The sequence below is a fragment of the Chenggangzhangella methanolivorans genome, assembly GCF_042648545.1.
GTDB lineage: Bacteria > Pseudomonadota > Alphaproteobacteria > Rhizobiales > Methylopilaceae > Methylopila > Methylopila methanolivorans.
Genome location: NZ_JBHRXS010000019.1, coordinates 21,707 through 38,658, shown reverse-complemented (window position 1 = coordinate 38,658; position 16,952 = coordinate 21,707). Strand labels below are relative to the sequence as shown.

20 protein-coding genes and 2 pseudogenes are annotated in these 16,952 nt (G+C 61.2%); 15 read left to right on the top strand and 7 right to left on the bottom strand.

The window, feature by feature from the left end:
• The 3 genes from ACFOWB_RS25500 to ACFOWB_RS25490 form a co-directional block, all read left to right on the top strand.
• Nucleotides 1-182, top strand: a 182-nt coding sequence (locus ACFOWB_RS25500; protein WP_378150154.1) for a hypothetical protein, incomplete at its 5' end; no start/stop codon positions are given.
• 60 nt (nt 183-242) lie between these two features.
• Entirely contained in the window at nt 243-917 is a 675-nt protein-coding gene (locus tag ACFOWB_RS25495) for a hypothetical protein (RefSeq protein ID WP_261402145.1), read from the top strand.
• Nucleotides 914-1,519 carry an RES family NAD+ phosphorylase gene (locus ACFOWB_RS25490; RefSeq protein ID WP_261402144.1) on the top strand — a complete coding sequence of 202 codons (606 nt, stop codon included), beginning with the start codon at nt 914-916 and terminating at the stop codon, nt 1,517-1,519. Before ACFOWB_RS25495 ends, ACFOWB_RS25490 begins: the two co-directional genes overlap by 4 nt.
• Nucleotides 1,520-1,543: 24 nt before the next feature.
• Here ACFOWB_RS25490 and ACFOWB_RS25485 read toward each other — a convergent pair whose 3' ends face one another.
• Nucleotides 1,544-1,732, bottom strand: a complete 189-nt coding sequence (locus tag ACFOWB_RS25485) for a DUF6290 family protein (protein ID WP_261402143.1) — start codon at nt 1,730-1,732, stop codon at nt 1,544-1,546.
• Between the two features lie 100 nt (nt 1,733-1,832).
• On the opposite strand from ACFOWB_RS25485, the gene ACFOWB_RS25480 reads away from it, so the two are divergent.
• From ACFOWB_RS25480 to ACFOWB_RS25460, 5 genes are all read left to right on the top strand, one after another.
• Entirely contained in the window at nt 1,833-2,120 is a 288-nt protein-coding gene (locus tag ACFOWB_RS25480) for a hypothetical protein (RefSeq protein WP_261402142.1), read from the top strand.
• A 14-nt stretch (nt 2,121-2,134) separates the two neighbouring features.
• Complete coding sequence (locus ACFOWB_RS25475) at nt 2,135-2,527, top strand: E2/UBC family protein (RefSeq protein ID WP_378150151.1); 393 nt, start codon at nt 2,135-2,137, stop codon at nt 2,525-2,527.
• Nucleotides 2,524-3,909 carry a HesA/MoeB/ThiF family protein gene (locus tag ACFOWB_RS25470; RefSeq protein WP_378150149.1) on the top strand — a complete coding sequence of 462 codons (1,386 nt, stop codon included), beginning with the start codon at nt 2,524-2,526 and terminating at the stop codon, nt 3,907-3,909. The genes ACFOWB_RS25475 and ACFOWB_RS25470 overlap by 4 nt, the downstream gene beginning before the upstream one ends.
• Complete coding sequence (locus ACFOWB_RS25465) at nt 3,906-4,247, top strand: DUF6527 family protein (protein WP_261402140.1); 342 nt, start codon at nt 3,906-3,908, stop codon at nt 4,245-4,247. The genes ACFOWB_RS25470 and ACFOWB_RS25465 overlap by 4 nt, the downstream gene beginning before the upstream one ends.
• Before the next feature lie 227 nt (nt 4,248-4,474).
• Nucleotides 4,475-5,353: an SDH family Clp fold serine proteinase gene (locus tag ACFOWB_RS25460; RefSeq protein WP_261402139.1), complete on the top strand. Its 879-nt coding sequence runs from the start codon at nt 4,475-4,477 to the stop codon at nt 5,351-5,353.
• A gap of 253 nt (nt 5,354-5,606) precedes the next feature.
• Here ACFOWB_RS25460 and ACFOWB_RS25455 read toward each other — a convergent pair whose 3' ends face one another.
• The 4 genes from ACFOWB_RS25455 to ACFOWB_RS25440 form a co-directional block, all read right to left on the bottom strand.
• Nucleotides 5,607-6,911 (bottom strand): hypothetical protein, encoded by a 1,305-nt coding sequence (locus ACFOWB_RS25455; protein ID WP_378150144.1) that lies wholly within the window; start codon nt 6,909-6,911, stop codon nt 5,607-5,609.
• A 110-nt stretch (nt 6,912-7,021) separates the two neighbouring features.
• A complete protein-coding gene (locus ACFOWB_RS25450) occupies nt 7,022-7,198 on the bottom strand; it encodes a hypothetical protein (RefSeq protein ID WP_261402137.1) in 177 nt (58 codons plus the stop codon).
• Nucleotides 7,199-7,224: 26 nt separating this feature from the next.
• Nucleotides 7,225-8,826, bottom strand: a complete 1,602-nt coding sequence (locus ACFOWB_RS25445; protein WP_378150142.1) for a B12-binding domain-containing radical SAM protein — start codon at nt 8,824-8,826, stop codon at nt 7,225-7,227.
• Nucleotides 8,826-10,886 carry a B12-binding domain-containing radical SAM protein gene (locus ACFOWB_RS25440; protein ID WP_378150156.1) on the bottom strand — a complete coding sequence of 687 codons (2,061 nt, stop codon included), beginning with the start codon at nt 10,884-10,886 and terminating at the stop codon, nt 8,826-8,828. The genes ACFOWB_RS25445 and ACFOWB_RS25440 overlap by 1 nt, the downstream gene beginning before the upstream one ends.
• Before the next feature lie 98 nt (nt 10,887-10,984).
• Here ACFOWB_RS25440 and ACFOWB_RS25435 point away from each other — a divergent pair.
• Nucleotides 10,985-11,356: pseudogene (locus ACFOWB_RS25435) on the top strand (ATP-binding protein); the annotation flags it as partial.
• Nucleotides 11,357-11,488: 132 nt separating this feature from the next.
• On the opposite strand, the gene ACFOWB_RS25430 reads toward ACFOWB_RS25435, so the two are convergent.
• Nucleotides 11,489-11,749: a ParA family protein gene (locus ACFOWB_RS25430; protein ID WP_378150140.1), complete on the bottom strand. Its 261-nt coding sequence runs from the start codon at nt 11,747-11,749 to the stop codon at nt 11,489-11,491.
• 231 nt (nt 11,750-11,980) lie between these two features.
• Between ACFOWB_RS25430 and ACFOWB_RS25425 the strand changes: the two genes are divergently transcribed.
• From ACFOWB_RS25425 to ACFOWB_RS25405, 5 genes are all read left to right on the top strand, one after another.
• On the top strand, nt 11,981-12,448 hold the full coding sequence (locus ACFOWB_RS25425) for a phage tail protein (RefSeq protein ID WP_261402133.1): 468 nt from the start codon (nt 11,981-11,983) through the stop codon (nt 12,446-12,448).
• Nucleotides 12,445-13,437, top strand: coding sequence for a hypothetical protein (locus ACFOWB_RS25420; RefSeq protein WP_378150138.1), 993 nt, complete (start codon nt 12,445-12,447; stop codon nt 13,435-13,437). The genes ACFOWB_RS25425 and ACFOWB_RS25420 overlap by 4 nt, the downstream gene beginning before the upstream one ends.
• Complete coding sequence (locus tag ACFOWB_RS25415) at nt 13,434-13,883, top strand: hypothetical protein (protein WP_261402131.1); 450 nt, start codon at nt 13,434-13,436, stop codon at nt 13,881-13,883. The genes ACFOWB_RS25420 and ACFOWB_RS25415 overlap by 4 nt, the downstream gene beginning before the upstream one ends.
• Nucleotides 13,880-14,782, top strand: a complete 903-nt coding sequence (locus ACFOWB_RS25410) for a Dyp-type peroxidase (protein WP_261402130.1) — start codon at nt 13,880-13,882, stop codon at nt 14,780-14,782. The genes ACFOWB_RS25415 and ACFOWB_RS25410 overlap by 4 nt, the downstream gene beginning before the upstream one ends.
• A gap of 157 nt (nt 14,783-14,939) precedes the next feature.
• Entirely contained in the window at nt 14,940-16,193 is a 1,254-nt protein-coding gene (locus tag ACFOWB_RS25405; RefSeq protein ID WP_261402129.1) for a hypothetical protein, read from the top strand.
• 26 nt (nt 16,194-16,219) lie between these two features.
• On the opposite strand, the pseudogene ACFOWB_RS25400 reads toward ACFOWB_RS25405, so the two are convergent.
• Nucleotides 16,220-16,534 (bottom strand): annotated as a pseudogene (locus tag ACFOWB_RS25400) (site-specific integrase); the annotation flags it as partial.
• Here ACFOWB_RS25400 and ACFOWB_RS25395 point away from each other — a divergent pair.
• The gene (locus ACFOWB_RS25395) at nt 16,521-16,877 is read left to right on the top strand and encodes a hypothetical protein (RefSeq protein WP_261405897.1); all 357 of its coding nucleotides are present in this window, start codon (nt 16,521-16,523) and stop codon (nt 16,875-16,877) included. The pseudogene ACFOWB_RS25400 and the gene ACFOWB_RS25395 overlap by 14 nt on opposite strands.
• Nucleotides 16,878-16,952: the final 75 nt, after the last annotated feature.

Sequence of the window (16,952 nt, the reverse complement as noted above, 5' to 3'; positions counted from 1 at the left end):
ATATCAGCGACTTCCGCACCAGCACGCCTCAGTTGCGAACAGCAGCCGGTCCATACATATGGGTCAGGTCGGAACAGTTTCTTCGAGCCGACAAGCGCCGGATGGACCTTGGCTCGTTGCCGCTGAGCGGACGCTTCTACGTCACACCGCATGCCGCTTGGCAAAAATCGGAGATTGACTAAGTTGACCAAGTTGACACGATTTCGCAATCACCCGATCTGATATGGGTGAGGAGAACCGCTTTGGTCGCTAACAGAAAACCTACCCGGATAAGGCTTCGCGAGGATGATCGCGTTCACCAGTACCGCGTTCCGCTCGACCGCATCCGCTCGCTCGCAGCCGATCTTTCTGACGGCGATGAACTCACTGTCTTGTCAAAGAACGTCGTATCAGGCCTTCAGGTGCGTTCGTACAAGCGCGTCTGGCTCGAAGACCGTGACGAGGCCTCGGCGCTCGTTCCAGAGCCCGCGGTGAGCGGCCGGGACGAATCGGCGTCGGCTTCTCCTTTCGAGCCCGGTGCGCGAGCGCGCGCAATTCTTCGTGGCCTCGATCACGCGTTGAACGACCTAGCGGAATCAGGCGGCGCCTTCAGCCTCGCCGAAGTCCAGAAGGTGCTCGGCGGCTTAAGCCGCCAGTCGGTTGACAAGAAGGTCAAAGAAGGCGGCCTGCTCGCGGTTCCCGGCCCTGGCAACCGACGCCGATATCCAACCGTCCAATTCGACGCGAACGGTGAGGTGGTTGGAGGGCTGAAAGAGGTTCAGGCCGCGCTGCCGACCCGTAACGCATGGGCTATCCTGAATTTTTTGATCAATCCTCAGGACGGGCTCGGCGGAGAAACCCCGATCTCGGCGTTGCAGGCCGGTAAGGTCGACTCCGTCGTGGCGGCTGCGCGACGCGTTGGCCAACAGGGCGCGTGAGCCGAAGACCCACTCCGCGCCCCAACCCGCCGGCGGACCTCGCGCGACGGTCTCCGCTGCTGATCACGCTTCCGGCTGGCGCACGGGTCTCCAGGTTCTTCACGGCTGGATACGACCCGATCTATTTCGACACCGGCCTTGATGGCCGTCTCAATGCGCCGGACGGGTCCTATGGCGTCTTGTACGCCGCCGAAACGGCATCGGGCGCATTCGCGGAAACGTTCTTGCGCCAGCCTGGGCGCCGCCTAATTCCGCCGGACCTTCTAACGAGCAAGGCGTATGCGGAGCTCGAGTTCACCCGCCCTACGACGTTCGTTCAACTTCAAGGACCGGGACTGGCGGTGCTCGGCGCAACCGCCGAGGTGACGCACGCGGGAGAGAATTACGATCTGTCCCAGGCGTGGTCGGCAAAGCTGCAGGCGCATCCCGTCAACGCTGACGGCATCGCATACAGGTCTCGGCATGACGACGGGCAGACATGCTTCGCCGTCTTTGATCGCGCACTTCCTGCCGTCCGTGAGGCGAGCAGGATCGTGTATCTCGACACAGACTGGTTCTGGGAAGTTGCCGATCCCTACGAGGTCGGCCTCGCGCCTGCCTGATCGAGATAGACCACAGAGCGCCGACTAGCGCTCGAGCAGCCGGCTTGCGCGTTCGATGCGAGCCTTCAACCCGTCCTGAAAACCCGGATCCCGCCGCAGCGTCTCGATGTGATTCGAAATCGCGGCCCTGATGACATCCGACACCGGCAAATCCTTGACGGTGGCGACGGTCTCGAGAGCTTCCGCTTGCTCGGCGGACAAGCGGATCGTCATGGCTTTCGCGGGCTTCATAGCTGAAAACTGAGGACTTTTGCGGTGGTTGTCAAGAGGTCTGGTATCGTGGTATCACGGTGTCAGTTAACGGAGGTTTCATATGCCTAGCAACGATCCTCATTCGGGATCCGGCGGAAAGCCGGACCCCAAGCCCGATCCCAAGCCGAAGTTCCAGATCAAGATCGACCGCACCGTGTATGAGGTTCGAGAGGAAACCCTCTCTGCCGAGAGGCTCCGGACCTTGCCCGATCCGGACATCGGACCTGACCGCGACCTCTTTCAGGTCGTTCCCGGCGGGTCGGATCTCAAGATTACGGCGGACGCCATCGTGACCATGGCGCATGGTCTGCGGTTCTTCACCGCGCCGGCCCAGATCAATCCTGGTTAAGCGGAGGCACCACGATGTTGCCGAAGAACGACGCCGAATTTTTGGCGGAGCGCTTTCCTGCTCACCAGGTCCAGATGGAAGGCGGCGCCCTCTGCGTCGTAATCCCGAACTTCCCGATGCCGGGCGGTTTGAATGTTTCGGCGGCGGATCTCCTGCTTCGGCTTATGCCGGGATATCCCGACCTCGCTCCGGACATGTGGTGGTTCGATCCCCATGTCAGCCGGAGCAACGGTTCGATCATCGCCGCGACCGAGGCGCGTGAACACCATCTCGGCCGCCTGTGGCAGAGATGGAGCCGCCATCTCGACCCCGGACAGTGGCGCGCTGGGATCGACTGCGTCGAGAGTTACCTCGCGATCGTCAGGCGGGAGTTGGCCGCGGCCGCACGGTTGGCGGCCGTGTCATGATGGCGACCCTCGTCGTCCGCAACGAGCTTGCAGGCGAACTCGCTCGTGTTGCGGGAGAGCCGCTCGAGACAGCTGGAGTGCTTCTCGCTCGCGTTGTGGAGCAGTCCGGCGAGATCCGGCTGCTCGGCCAGCGCGTCATTTGGGCTCCGGATACCGCATATGTCGATCGGCAGTCCGATGGCATGGGACTGACGTCCGAAGGGTACATTCCAGCGTTGGGCGCGGCCGACGCGGAGGGGCTGTTGCCGATCTGGCTACATACTCATCCCGGCGAGGCTGCGGCCCCTACGCCCAGTCGCCGCGACGCGGTCGTGGATCGCCTGATCGGCGACCTTTTCCGCACTCGCGCCGACGTGGCTTGGTATGCCTCCATGATCGTCTCGCCGCGACCGGGGGGCTACAGTTTCACCGGCCGACTTGATCCTGAGTACGGCGAGCCGATCGCGATTTCGCGGTGTTGGGAGGTCGGCGACGGCTGGAAGTTCACCCAGGCCTTCGATGCGCCCGAAGCTGCTGTCCCGCCTATTTTCGATCGAAGCGTCCGCGCCTTCGGGGCTGACATACAGGCGACGCTCGGCGCGCTGACAGTCGGCGTCGTGGGAGTTGGCGGGACCGGCTCGGCCGTTTGCGAGCAATTGGTCCGTCTCGGCGTTCGCCGTCTGGCGCTGTTCGACAACGACGTGCTCAGCGACAGCAACGTGACACGGGTCTACGGCTCGACGCCAGCCGATGTCGGCCGCCCAAAGGTCGACGTCGCGAGAGACCATCTGCTTCGGATCGCGCCGGAGCTGGTCTGCTCCATCCGGCAGGCGATGATCACCAATCAACGGGTCGCGCGCGAGCTTGCGGCCTGTGACGTCGTATTCGGCTGTACGGACGACAATGCGGGCCGCTTGGTGCTGTCGAGGCTTTCGACTTACCTGATGACGCCGGTCATCGACGTGGGCGTGCTGATCAGCTCCGACGCCGACGGCATGCTGACCGGCATCGATGGTCGCATTACGCTGCTGGTGCCGGGATCGGCCTGCCTGATCTGTCGCGACCGCATCGACCTTCGCCGAGCCGCGGCCGAGCAGATGACTCCAGAGGAGCGTCAACGTCTTGCCGGCGAAGGGTACGCGCCGGCTTTGGGGGGCGTCGAGCCGGCTGTCGTTACATTCACGACAGCCGTGGCGTCGGCGGCGGTGACCGAGTTGCTCGAGCGCCTCATCGGGTTCGGCCCCGATCCCCGACCAAGCGAAATACTGTTGCGGTGGCACGACCGCGAAATCTCAGTCAACGCCGCCGCGCCCCGCCCGGGTCACTACTGCAATCCTTCATCTGGCAAAGTTGGGTTCGGCTCGGCTGATCCCTTCCTCGAACATGTCTGGCCCGACGCATGAGCATCCGGTGGTGGGACTGGCTCCCGTTTCAGCCGTGGCGGCAGGTCGACGTGGTCGAGGCGGCTGATGAGGTCCCCGAAACGATGCCGGCACGCGGGGTCGTGCTTGTCGGCCGTGCCGACGCGCCGAAGTGGGCGGTCTTTGATTGTCCCTGCGGTCGCCAACACCGCATCATGCTCAATCTCGACGACTCTCGAAAACCCTTCTGGCGCGTTGCGGTTGCGGAGCGCTGGCACTACACCATCGTACCGAGCGTCGACGCCCAGACGCGGGGGCGGCGCTGTCACTATCATGTGCGCAACGGCCGGACGGCGTGGGCGGCGGATAGCGATCGATGACGTCACCCAGAAAGCCAACTTCAAGTCGTGACGGGGGGCGACGGACCAGAACTGCGTCCCAGAGCAAGAAAGCGCGTTCAAAAGGCAAGACCTCGCCGAGCAGTCCGTCGCTTAAGGCGCCTCCGGAATCATCGGAAAGGCCGGAAGCTGGATCGAAAACCGCCCGGCGTGACAAGACACCGACGCAACGCGCCGCCTCGAAGCCGGATCCGCAAACAGACCCTGAAGTGGTCGAGACCGCGCCTGCGCCGCGACACTATGTGAAGACGCCGTTGTTCGAAGCCTTTGAGGCGGCGCGATATCATCGCAGGGCGCAGATCGAGGCGATTGAAGGGGAGACCGGCCGACGGTTGCTCTGCTACATCAGCGGCGACAAGCGGGAGATCGAGCGCGACGACATTCTTGGTCTCGTCGACCTGCTGCACAACATCGTTCAAGGCCAAAGCATCGATCTGATGCTGCACACCTCGGGCGGCGACATCGACGCCGCGGACAAGTTCATCCATTTCATTTTTGACAGCATCGGGCCGACGGGAAATCTTCGGGTGATTATTCCTGACTACGCAAAAAGCGCTGGGACCCTCATCGCACTTGGGGCCAACGAACTGCTCATGAGCGACAGCTCAGAGCTCGGACAAATCGACCCGCAGGTGATGCTGAAGAGTCAGACGGGCGCACTGATGCCAATGTCGGTCACCGCCTATCTGGCGGCGTTTTATGAGTATTCCGACAAGCTTGCCAAGGATCGGGCCGATGTCGTCTCGTTAGAAATGTTACGACAGTTCGACCCCTTCGTCGTTCGTAAATTCCAGGGGCAAGAAAGCCGGGCGCGCACGATCGCCCAAAAGCTGCTCCTCCGGAACAACAATACAAACGCCACCAAAGTCGCCGACGAGCTTCTGACCGAAAAGAAATGGAAGTCGCACGGCGAACGCATCAGCGTGGAGGAGGCTAGAGACTATCTCAATCTCCCCGTCACGTATGTCCCGCGGACAGCCCCCCTCTGGGACAAGGTATGGCGTCTCTATTGTCTGCAGCGGCTCGTCGTCCGGACCGACAAGAAGCTGTTCGAGTCAGTGTTCGTCTCTCAGACGTTTGAGCCCTAGCCGCGAGTTGGCCAGTCGATCAGCGCTGCAGCCCCCTAAACGTCATCGTCGCTTGCGGAGAATGAGCCAATGAGAATCTTCGATCAGATCGCTGGCTGCCAAGCGAATTATGGACGTTGTGAACGTCGTCAAAGGGTCATCCGCGGTCAAAGGCGTGCAGTCGCCGTGCGCCAAGATAAGTCGTTCGAGACGGAATTTCATATTTCTAGTAAATTAGACGAAGAACAAAATCATAATAGAGCATAATCTGGTATCACGGCATGGCATCCCTTGGGGCACACGTCTGCGCGAAAACCGCCATTAGAGGAGTTCCGTAGTGCCAGGCGTCTTCGACAACCGGTGTGCAGGCGATCTGGAAGGTTCGATCCGCGAACCGAGCTGTCTCGACAGCTTCGTGCCGAACCGCCGCCAATGGTTCCTGAGGAATAGAGCGGGCATACTGCTCCACTGCATCGACAAAGCGGGTTGCCACAGCGGCCACCGAGTCATGTTCATCAGGCCGCGGCGAGAGGCAAATAGGGCGCGACTGGGCGGTCATTAGACGCGCCTCGCGCATTTCGGAACGGGCGATTGCGTCCCGTGGTTCTCGGAAGAGCACTGAAGTCACGTCGATGCAGCGAGCGCCCCGGCCGTCGGAGAGCACGCACGCGCGCTGCACGGTGCCGTGCAGCAAACCGGTATCGGGATGGCGCCTTATCGATGGCGAGACATAAGGCTGAATCAGCGTCAGAGCCTCGGGCAAGTCGCCGGCCAGCGAGGCGGCTGCCAACGCTTTAAGGCCACGCTTAAGTGAGGCGGCATCCCCCTCGATCCCGGCCATACGAGCATAGTCAACTAAGCCGTTCGCTCCGCATAGGGCGACGCCAAATCCGCGTCGGCCTTGGGCCGGCTTCACTACCCACAGCCCAGAATTGTTCGCGCTGGTCCGCTGAGTATTTTCAACCCACTCGCCGGCGTCGCGCAGGAACCCGAACGCTGCTGTCGATGCGGAATAGGAGGCTCCGTGATCGACGAGGCTGGCTTCGTCAGCGGCCGCAAGGAAGAGCTTGTTCGTCGCGAGCAGTTGGAGCGCGAGCGGATTGACAAGCCGCGAAGCGGCAGGAAACGCAAATGCGCGCCAGTCCCAAGTATAGGGCCAGACGACTGCCGTTCCGGGGCTCCAGTCGTTCATCGTCTGGGATTTTGGGCCATGAGCAACGAGAGTGCGTCGCTCGGGCACCCAGTCAAAAATGAGCGTTTCGTACAAAATGCCGATGCGCCGCGCGAGCTTCGCCACACGCTCTTCAGCGTCTAGCGCGAACGTTCGGCCGACGGGCATATAGGCATCGCGCGCGCGCCCGATGCCAGCTGACGATCTGTCGACGCGTAGAATCGTTTCAAGCGAGATCTGCTCGCGCAGTACCGGGGACCGGCGCAGAACGGGTGCGAGCACCCGTCCTGCGCCGGCCTCGGCAAGTGCCGAGAGGACTTCTACTTCGATGCGAGAATCACCGAACTTGGCCTCGGCTGCGGAAAGCCCGCTGCGGCTCCCATTGAAGTCGACGACAATCGGAGACACTCGTCCCGACCCTACGGACGGGATGATGACATCCAGAGCGTAAACGCGCGGAGCCGCGAATGAGTTAAGCTCGCCCACGCCTGAACTGTTGATGCTGGAGCAGATCGCTCCTACTCGCACGCTACGCGAAGCTTCGAGCGCGGCGAAACCTGCAGATCGCCGAGCTCAACGACCGTTAGGTCGATTTCCCCGGACAGGAGCTTATCGAGGCGCTCTTCTAGCTTCTGGACCTTCTCGTCCAGCGTTTCTTTGCCGGTCGCTTCATTTGGCGTGTTTGACGTGCCCATTTGCTCTCCCTCCACCAGGTTGGCTTTTAGGCCGCGGCAACCTGGTAAAGCCGCGGTTCTCGCAAAAGAGTGTCTCGGACGGTCGGAACGCCGACGATAGCGGCTCGGCGAGCGCTAGACGCGTCGACGCGAGACGACAAGCGCTTTGCGTCGCCCGAAGCGCGCCAACGCTCGTAAGCGAGAAACTCGCTTCCAGCCTCGGTAACAGCGTCTACTGCTTCCGCAAATGCATCCTTGACCTGTTCCGCCGGTAAGCTTCTCGCTACGCCGACGCGATCCGTAAAGCCGAGAAGGACAGGCTTCATGCAGCGGGCCGAACAGATCTCGAGGATCGTTAAAGGAAACGCTTCGATCAGATCCGACCCGTAGCGGGCCAAAGCGTTTGCGGGTGCCCGCCCTGTCGCCGCGGCTGCCGCAAAGTAGGTTGAAAACACTGACGGGTGCCGGGCGATCAAGCCCCAAACTTCGTCACAATCGTCGCCGACGGTCGCCCGCAACGTGTCAGCGTAGGGTGCCTCGAAATTAGTATGCAATGCATATCCTGCTTCGCGGGCGAGGGGCGTTCCAGGTACGATACGCACCAGATTGAGGCGGACGCTTCCCGGATCGACTGCGGAGGCACGAGCGGCTTGAGCCAGCGACAACTCTAGATCGTGCATAGTATCGCGAAGGAGATCGATGAGGAAATAGAACGTCGGGGCGATGCCTGCCTCCACATTCCATAGCGCGAGCTCGGCGATGTCGGGATAGCGGACCGCTCGCTTCGACAGGCGAGCTAGCGCCTCTGGGCTCCCCGTATCGACTCCATAAAGCAAGCCGACGCAGCCCGAACGTCCCAGGCAGGAGAGCAGCGCGGGGTTGACTAGGTCCGCGCGGGTCATCGCCGTCCAAGCAAAATCCGATCCGACATCGCCTAGCGCGGAGAGGAGCGGTTCGAGCTGCCGGGCGCTGCGCGTAAAGGTGTCATCGACAAGATGCACTGTGTTGAAGCCCGCCTGCCGCCAAGCCGCGATCTCTGCCATCACGGTTGCAACTGGCTTTCGGGCGCTACCGCGCCCGAACACGGCAGGGATGGAGCAGTACGAGCAGTCGAACGGGCAGCCACGCCCAGTCTCGACTAGACCCGCTGGGTGTGGGCTCAACGCCCAGTAGCGCGACAACTCCGGAAGCTTGTGGAGCGCGGGCGGCAGTAGGAAGCTGTCATCCCCAAGAATTTCTCGTTCGGCCGATCGGCCCAACACGTCGTCGACCGATAGGCAAGCACGGATCTCGTCCTGCGCGAGACCGGCATGGTGGCCGCCGAATATGATCTTCGCGCGGGGAGCGGCACGCTTGAGTCGGGTCGCGATCGCAGCTGCTATCGGAAGGTTGAAGCATTGGACAGAGAAGGCATAGATATCGTAACTGCTTGCTAGAAGACGTTCCGTCGCGGCGGCTAGGAGATCTGGCCCAACTGGAAGCGCGCCCTCCCCAAGCTCTAGGGCAAGGTCGAGCACATCGACCTGTGATCCCCAACGACGCCTCTCGAGGGCAGCCGCGACCTGCGCTAGACCAAGCGGCGGTGCTAAGTAAGTTGCGGCGCCGATGCTCGTTGGCGGGTTTACTAGCGCAATCCGGCCACTCCACATCACGCGACCTCGATACAAAGGTCGACCAGCGCCGCCGATCCGTCTCGGGCCTCGGTTACGAGCACGCCAAGGCGCACGAGGTGATCCAGTGAGGCGAGAAGGCGATCACGGGACTTGGCCGAAAGAGCGCCCCAGATTTGTTCGTCTAAAGTCGCATGGACGAGAGCCTGCTCGTCTTCCCCTAACGGCAGGACGTGAAGCCGGTCGGGCGTGGCAAAAATGAGCGCGGCCTGCGCTGGCGAGAACCCCTCGATGGTTTCGCGCGACTCGAACAATCGCGCGCCGTCTGCGAGCTGGAGTCGCGCGGGCTTCACCGTAGTGCCCGCACCCGATTGAATGGGCGGTCCTTCGCTAACGAGGCGGAGGACTTTTTCGAACCGATACGCCTCTCCGAGAGGACCGTCACTCTGCAGCTCTTCGCGTCCAAAATCCTCGATGAACCGCTCGAACGCATTCCAGATGTCATGATCGCGCTGGCCGGCCAAATTGCCGGCGCGACACACTGTCAGCCAACCGTCTCGCCATGCTCGAAACAGGCCGAGATGAGTGAGCCCGGCAAGCTCCGCGAGGCGGCCAAAGCTTCGCTGATAAATCTCGAGAAGCTTGCAATAAGTCAGTGAAATGTCGATGCAAAGGTCTAAGTCACCATGGTCGGGAACAACGGCTTGGAAGGATTGAAAAATGTCGGGATGCTCTTGGATCAGCATCTCATCTTCGGCGAGGCGCTGGCCTGACAGGAACTCAATGCCTTGAGAAAAAGCAGTCGGAGCGTTCGACCCGTGGTACGCAAAACGGTGCTCGACGCGAGCGGCCAAGGCCGTGCCCGGGAGAGGGCTCATCAACTGAATAAAGGCGTTAACGGAACCTAAGCGGACGAAGGCGTGGGCAAGCGCCATAGTCGCGTCGAGGTCTCCCAATGTCTCCTCGGGCGTACCAACCACCATGGACAGCGAGGGAAAAATGCCTGCCTCGACAGTCCACCCCACGCGTTCCACGATAGCCTTAGGATGAGAGACCTTCGCGCGCTTATTCATCCTAGCTAGCGTCTCGGGGGAGCCTGACTCGACTCCATAGAGGAGCATGCGGCAGCCTGCGCGTGCCATCTTTTCGAGCAGTGGCCGATCTACTTGATCGAGCCGACAGCGACATTGCCAGGTAATGCCGAGATCGACTTCAATCAGCGCATCGCAAAGGCTTTCGACGAAGTCGCGCCGGGCGGTGAATAGGTCGTGGACGAAATATGCTTCGTAAGGTCCGTATTTTTGCCTGTAGTCGGCTAGCTCGGCCACAAGCGAGGGGACGCCACGATACCGGACTTTTGTTCCGTTCAGCAGCGTCGTCTGACAGAATTCGCAGGAGAATGCACAGCCGCGCCCGCTGTCGACCAAGATCGTAGGTTGTCGACTATGGAAGAAATATTCGGAAAGGGGGGCAACAAGGTGAAGCGCAGGTTGGAGCAGCTCGTCCAACTCTCTGATCCGCCTTGCCGGAACCGCGCTGGAGCTGATGTTCTCGGTCCGTCTGGCGAAAAGTCCCGGAATCCAAGCGGTGTCCAAGCCGTCTTGCAAGGCCGCAATCAGCGCGGGCAGAGACAGCTCAGCCTCGCCGGCTAGCACAAAGTCTATCTCTGGAAATGATCGCAGATAACGGTCAGCAATGAACGAAACGTCGTGACCTCCGAAGATCACGGGAATGTCTTGGCGTTCCTTCTTGATTAGGCGAGCAATATTTACCGCCCCGGGGCTCGTGGTGCATTGAGTGCTAAAACACACGACGTCAGGAGAAGTGCGGAGAATGCGTTCGGAGCACTGTCGGTAAAGGGTGCAGTCTGCTTGAAGTGCTCCAGATTTGAGTTCGAATATCTGGTCGTGGATCTCGACGACATGCCCCTCTTTCTCGAGGTAGCTTGCCAAGTAAAGAAGGCCTAGGGGTGGGGCCAGATAGTAGGCCGAGCGATCTCGTTTGTCATCGAATGGAGGGTAGACGAGAGCGACGCGCCACCCTCTGCGCGGGTCACACGTAGCAACTGCTTCACGACTAGAAGCGCCGCTCTCGAGCATCCCCGCCTCCAGGTCCTCGCTCTTCCACTCAACTTTGGCTTGCATTCTTGACATCGTCAATAGGGATCGGCGTCAGTTCAAGCAGTCGACCGGTCGACCGGTCCTGCATCCGCGACGACGCGCGCGGCCGGTTCTTCAACGTGGTCGACCTAGTCAACAAGCTCGAGGCAGAAGGCCGTTCAGGCCGCCAGGGCCGCATGGCCGACTACCTCGGCCGCCTTGACTTCGTGGTCCTAGACGAGCTCGGCTACCTGCCGTTCGCGCAGTCCGGCGGCCAGCTCTTGTTCCATCTGATCAGCCGCCTCTACGAGCAGACCTCGATCATCATCACCACCAACCTCGCCTTCGGCGAATGGCCGAGCGTGTTCGGCGACGCCAAGATGACTACAGCGCTGCTCGACCGGCTCACCCACCACAGCGACATCGTCGAGACCGGCAACGAGAGCTGGCGCTTCAAGACCCGCGCCTGAGCTCCGTCCCCGAACCCAGCCCACTGGACGTCGATCTCGCCGGCGCTGCGCAACCCCGACCAGCTCCGCGCCGGCGGGATCGACACCGCTCACCAAGCTCCAAGGGGGGCAACATTGGACGCCGAGAAGGGGTCAAAGTTCAGCGCCGATTGACAGTTGAGCGCCAAGCTCGGCAGACTTGGCAAGCTTGCCAGCGAGCAGCGACGGCGCGCCGGAATCGACCACTTCAGGATCGGCGCCGCTTCGCCATTGGCTCCAGCGGCTAGCGGTCGCCTGCGGGTCGGTGTCGACGATCAGCGTCACGAATTCGGCGGAAGCCGCTGAGGCCAGGTTCACAGCGAGGGTCGTTTTTCCGGCGCCGCCCTTCTGGCTAACGATTGCGATCGTGTGCATTTGGACCTCCTAACCCGTCCACGTGTGGACCCTCGGGCGGAGGCATTTGACGCCGCTGCTGCGGCTAAGATCGATGGGGAGGTCTACCCCCCAAATCGCCGCCTCGGTTCGGGGTATGGGCAGGTACGCGCAAAACGCGTGCTGACGGCTCGTCAATCGAAGAACGCTGTTGTCAGGGCTGTATCGCACAGGTCAATTAACGTCAGGGTTGCAAGGCTCGGGGAGGAGCGAATGACCGATTGGATGTATCAGGCGCCTGGTGGCCTGAAGGACTTCCGCAATCCTTGGAACTGGCATTCCAACATGGTTGGCCAGGCTCAGGACATCATTTCGATCCTTCTGCAAACGGCCGTGCCGGATCCCTCGAGCCTGAGCGAAGCCGAACTTGCCGCCGCGATTGCCTCGCTGGCCTATGTCGATCCGAGCGCCACGGCTGTTCCGGCGGGTGCCGAGACTATCCCCGTGCAGGCTTGGAATGGCTTCCCGCGCGCCGTTAGCGCCGCGTGCCTTGGGACGAATATCCGCCAAAAGATGGGGACGCCGACGGCATCTATCGGGCTGTCGAACACTTGGGTGACGAAGATCACCGGGCCGGCGTTTTCGTTGACCGGCACGGCCATGTGCTGCACCTGCCGGTGCGAGACCGGCAAGATGAGTACCTTGAGTGGGCCGCTCGATGGACGCCCGATCAAAAGATGACGAAGATCGCTTTTGTCGCCGAGGGCTACGACTACTTCCAAGAGCTATTCCGCTCAGACGAAGTCCGCGTCGTCGAAATCTACAGAGAGTTCACCGAAACGCCCTCGATCAGCGCCGATGACCTGCGCGCGAGGGATGGCGTGTACCGTCGCTACACGGGCAATCAGTTTGCGCCCTGGAGCCCCGCGGCCTCAGGGGAAACGGAGACAGTCGCGGAGCCGGGCGGGCTCAATCCACGCAATCGTTTCAACATCAATCCCGGCATCGTCCACCTATCCCACCGCGCCAATTCCCTTGGGGCTGAGGTGAATCTGGCGGGGGTATCCGGGATCGCCCGCAAGAAGGTCGACGGCACAACTCTGGACGGTGCCGATCCTGAGAAATTGCTTTGCTGTAATGCTGGCGGGAACCCGAACCGCAACAGCGATCCCCTGATCTCGGCCCAAGCCTATGCGCAGGTGCTGGCGGGATATCGCTACACGCTCGCCAATCCCGTCGGCCTCTATATCGCGGGCGTGGCGGATGGCTTGCTGCTGCCCGACAACAAGACGCCGGTGCCGAAGGAGTGGTGGCGCGAGGTCAGGGGCGAAGGATTCGGTACAACAGCGCCTCGCACTTTGAGGCTTGAGCTTGAGATTCCATCGACCGAGAAATTGACCATCAGCGACCTCCTGATCGGCGGAGATCCCGTGAAGTATCCGGGACAGATCGCCGAACTTTTGTCCGTCCACCTGTTTGTCACCCGGTGGAAGCGCGCCGATGCATCAATTGGACCGGTGGTCGGGTGCGAGAAAACCTGTTGCCAAAAACACGGCACTGAACAAAAGGCCCTCACCAACGGCGAGTGTCCCGAGGGATACGATTCACTCTATACGGATCTCCTCCCGGATCCCGCCGAACCGGCTCCTGTCGCGGCGCCGGTCCCCAAGGCCGCGCTTCTTTCGCTTGCGATGAGTGCGCCATTTCGGGTGCGGGTTCACAAGCGATGAACGCTAGGGCGCTCGAGCTGGGCGAGATCCAAGGGAACGTCATTGCCGGGTTTAATACCGACATCCAAGTCCTGATCGCTTTGACGAATCCGACGCCTGCCTCTTTCGAGGCGGCGGCCAGGTGGATTTCGCAACGGGCCGACGACGTCACTGTTGTTAGCGAAGTGCGCGCAGGGAGATCGGCGATCCAGGCCTCCGGATCCAAAGTGACTTGGCTCGGGCTCGCGGTTGGAGGTCGGCTCCTCCAGTGGATGCAGGTCACCATTAACGACAATGCTTTCAAAGGCGGGATGGTGAAGCGGGCCCCGTCGATCCTGAACGACGCGACCGACCCACAGGCTTGGAAAGTTGGTAGCCCGAGCGCGCCTGTCGACGTGTTTCTGATCGTGGCCTCCAACGACGAAAGCGCCGCTGTGCAAGCGCTCAGGCTGCCGGTCTCGAGGTGAGCTACCGGGAGACGCTTCGTCGCCTAGATGACCATGAGCACTTTGGCTTTCGCGATGGGATCTCTCAGCCCGGAGTGATCGGTTATGACACGATAGGCGAGATTCAACCGGGATCGGTTGTCTTCGGCTACCCCCAGGCGCCTGGCGGCCCGCCCTTTCTCCCAGTCAACGACCCGCGTGGCGTGACCGACAATGGATCGTTGCTCGTCTTCCGTCGACTGCAGCAGAATGTCGGCGCCTTTCGCAAGTTCTGCTCCGACCAGGCCGCTGTGCTCGCCCAAGCCTGGCCGGGCATATCACCTTCAATCGTCGGGGCGTATTTGGTCGGCCGGTGGCCATCCGGTGTCCCGGTGGCGGGGCAGGCGGCGGACCCAGGCACTCAAACCCCCGACAACACTTTCGATTTTCTCGCTGACCAAGCCGGCTCAGTCTGTCCGCTTGGCGCGCACATCCGAAAGGTGAACCCGCGCAAGGGGCCTAAGGATGTGCTGCAGATCCCGAGAATCTTGCGGCGTGGCGTCCCCTTCGGACGCCCGTTCGACGAAGCGCCTGGCGATCCGGAGCGTGGGCTGGCGTTCCTCGCCTACCAGTCGTCAATCCGAGAGAAGTTCGAGTTCCTCACTCAGCAATGGATGAATAGCGACCTCAACCCAGGGCGCGGAAGTGATCTGCTTGTCGGTCGCGGAGTTGGGGTCAGGACGATGGCAGTGTCGGGTCCTCATGGCGATGTTACTTTCACTGCCCCAGTCGACCCTTGGATAACGCCCACAGGGGGCGCCTATCTGTTCGCGCCCGCACGATCGGCCCTAAGGAAGTTTGCCGATCCAGCTCCGAAGTTAGGGTTGTGGAAGGTCAGGCAGTTGCTCTCCGCGGCATTAGACGCCGTCATGTTGCGCTAGGGCAGAGACTTCAGGCCAAAGGGGCGCAAGCCGGGCCGAACGAAGATCCAATTGGGGAGCGGGGTGCTCGCCATGATCGGGGCGGTGAATGGGGACGCGGCGTAAGGCATTTCGTCTAAAGGCAAGACGAAGCGCTGAGGACTCTACGAAGACAAGGTTGCAGAACTACCGTCGGCGGAAGGCGAAGCGCATCGTCGTCTATGTCGAAGATGTCGAGCCGCAGTCGAAGAAGATGCCTGGCGATCATCGAGATGAATTTCAGAGGCAGATCCTCGACCACCTGAAGAGCGTCGGCCAGCCCACCTATGCTCGATCAATCGCTTTGAATATCGACCTCCTGACCACCTCGAGGACAGCGCCCCAGGCACACACAATCGCCAAGAACCTCCTCGACCTCTTGGCTGCTCGCTGTTCAACGGTGCCGGGAACGGTTGATAGCGTCCTCTACAAGGATGACTCCCAGATTCAGGCGCTGGCCGTAGCCTGTCGGCACGGGGAGAGCCGGCCCAGCATTCGGATCGAGGCGCGCTCACTGACAGCCATGCTCAACGACTTGGAACTGGCGCTGGAGGTGGTCCGCGAGGCCGAAATGGCTGACCCGATGATCGAGTATCAACGCGACGAGAATTCCCGCTCTATTGAGGACTTCCGCGAGCTTGTCCGTGACGAAGTTCGCTCACGCGAGCGGCTCGGTGACGAGCTTTACGACGCAATGCTCAAGATGACGCGCTGGTCAGCACAGCGCGCGCTCTTGTCGGTGAGCGAAATTGATCTCCCGGTGCTCTGTTGGCTCTATGGGCGGCCGAAAGGGCCGTTCCAGCCTGTCCCTAGTGGGACGTGGGCAGACCTTATCCAAAACTCGGGCGTCCGCCTGATGGTCGGCGAGCTCCCGGTCGCAAGCGGATCCTCGGAAGCTTTCAAACAGAGAATCGCCGCTGCTATCGCGGAATTCAAAGCCCGATGGGGCCGGCTGATAGACCCATTGGTCGTCGCCGTCGGACTGCAGGTCATCGTGAGGCCTAGCCCCTCCACGCCAACAGGTGTTCTGCACGACCTCGACAACATCGTACGCGACTACCTCCTTCCGCAGATCGTTCCGTCGTTCGGCACGGTTTCGGATCATCGATGGACCATTGACCTCGATGACCTCGCAAAGCGAGATCCGAAGCTCGCGAGCCATTGGACTGATGGCGGGATGCCGCCGAAGGGCACGAAAGCGGGCGTCACCCGGTATGAAGTCTGGAGGCTTCCCCCCGATCCGAACGGTGCGCCTGGCTTCGTTAGCGTGGCGCTGGTTGCGGATATGGACGCTGTTTCCGGCCTTTTCGAGAAATGCGATCGATCGCTTGAACAGTGGGCGGAGAAAGTCGAAGAGGCCGCGCGAGAGCGAAGTCGGCCTTGGAATCGTTGAGAACGACGTGCCATCGTGGCGGCAGGCTAAGCCGCCGCTTTGAGGACCTTTTTTGCCAGGAGCTTGGTCACCCACAGGTTCCACTTTTTCATGCCGTCCCGCTTTTCCGGCATGTAAATCCGGCGATCGTAACTCTTGGAGCTGAAGTCTTGAAGCGTGTGGTTCCGCAGCCGGTCGCGAATTTCCTTTGATACTCCGGCCTTGCCTGCGAGCGTCTTTCAGGTGCGCCGCAAATCGCGGTTGGTGACGATCGGGATCACCCCAAGATCCCGCTGTCGCCACATGAAGCTGTAAAGCGTGCCGGCCGTAACGGGCTTCGACGGGTCCATGGCTGACGGAAAGCGTAGGATTCTTTTAGTCGGTAGCGGCATTGATATCACCGTGCAGTTCAGCGAGACCGACAAGCGAACTGTGCCGATTTCTTGGAGGACCTTGCAGCCCGCGCATAACTCCGTGGACCTTTCCAGCTCAAATGGCGCGGTAACCATCGCTGCAGGAGCACGCAACTTTGCGCGATATTACCGATCCCGGCGTGTTCCGGTTTCCAAGCCATTTCGCACGCATGAGACCTGCATGATCGCTATCGTTCGACCAGAAGGAGCCACGTTCTGTGTCTTGATCAAGCTGATCAACGTCTTCAAGGACGACATCATGGCTCAATGGGAGGTTCGCAACTGCGCTTAGCCGCTTCAAGACCAGCGGGGGCCCAGATTGGGACGTGGATGGAAACGGACTTTTCGAACTTCGGCTATGGGTCAT

Coding starts and splice junctions, on each gene's coding strand:
- ACFOWB_RS25485 (WP_261402143.1), bottom strand. CDS start 1,732: ATGACGATCCGCTTGTCCGCCGAGCAAGCGGAAGCTCTCGAGACCGTC.
- ACFOWB_RS25480 (WP_261402142.1), top strand. CDS start 1,833: ATGCCTAGCAACGATCCTCATTCGGGATCCGGCGGAAAGCCGGACCCC.
- ACFOWB_RS25475 (WP_378150151.1), top strand. CDS start 2,135: ATGTTGCCGAAGAACGACGCCGAATTTTTGGCGGAGCGCTTTCCTGCT.
- ACFOWB_RS25470 (WP_378150149.1), top strand. CDS start 2,524: ATGATGGCGACCCTCGTCGTCCGCAACGAGCTTGCAGGCGAACTCGCT.
- ACFOWB_RS25465 (WP_261402140.1), top strand. CDS start 3,906: ATGAGCATCCGGTGGTGGGACTGGCTCCCGTTTCAGCCGTGGCGGCAG.
- ACFOWB_RS25450 (WP_261402137.1), bottom strand. CDS start 7,198: ATGGGCACGTCAAACACGCCAAATGAAGCGACCGGCAAAGAAACGCTG.
- ACFOWB_RS25445 (WP_378150142.1), bottom strand. CDS start 8,826: ATGTGGAGTGGCCGGATTGCGCTAGTAAACCCGCCAACGAGCATCGGC.
- ACFOWB_RS25440 (WP_378150156.1), bottom strand. CDS start 10,886: ATGCTCGAGAGCGGCGCTTCTAGTCGTGAAGCAGTTGCTACGTGTGAC.
- ACFOWB_RS25430 (WP_378150140.1), bottom strand. CDS start 11,749: ATGCACACGATCGCAATCGTTAGCCAGAAGGGCGGCGCCGGAAAAACG.
- ACFOWB_RS25425 (WP_261402133.1), top strand. CDS start 11,981: ATGACCGATTGGATGTATCAGGCGCCTGGTGGCCTGAAGGACTTCCGC.
- ACFOWB_RS25420 (WP_378150138.1), top strand. CDS start 12,445: ATGACGAAGATCGCTTTTGTCGCCGAGGGCTACGACTACTTCCAAGAG.
- ACFOWB_RS25415 (WP_261402131.1), top strand. CDS start 13,434: ATGAACGCTAGGGCGCTCGAGCTGGGCGAGATCCAAGGGAACGTCATT.
- ACFOWB_RS25395 (WP_261405897.1), top strand. CDS start 16,521: ATGGCTGACGGAAAGCGTAGGATTCTTTTAGTCGGTAGCGGCATTGAT.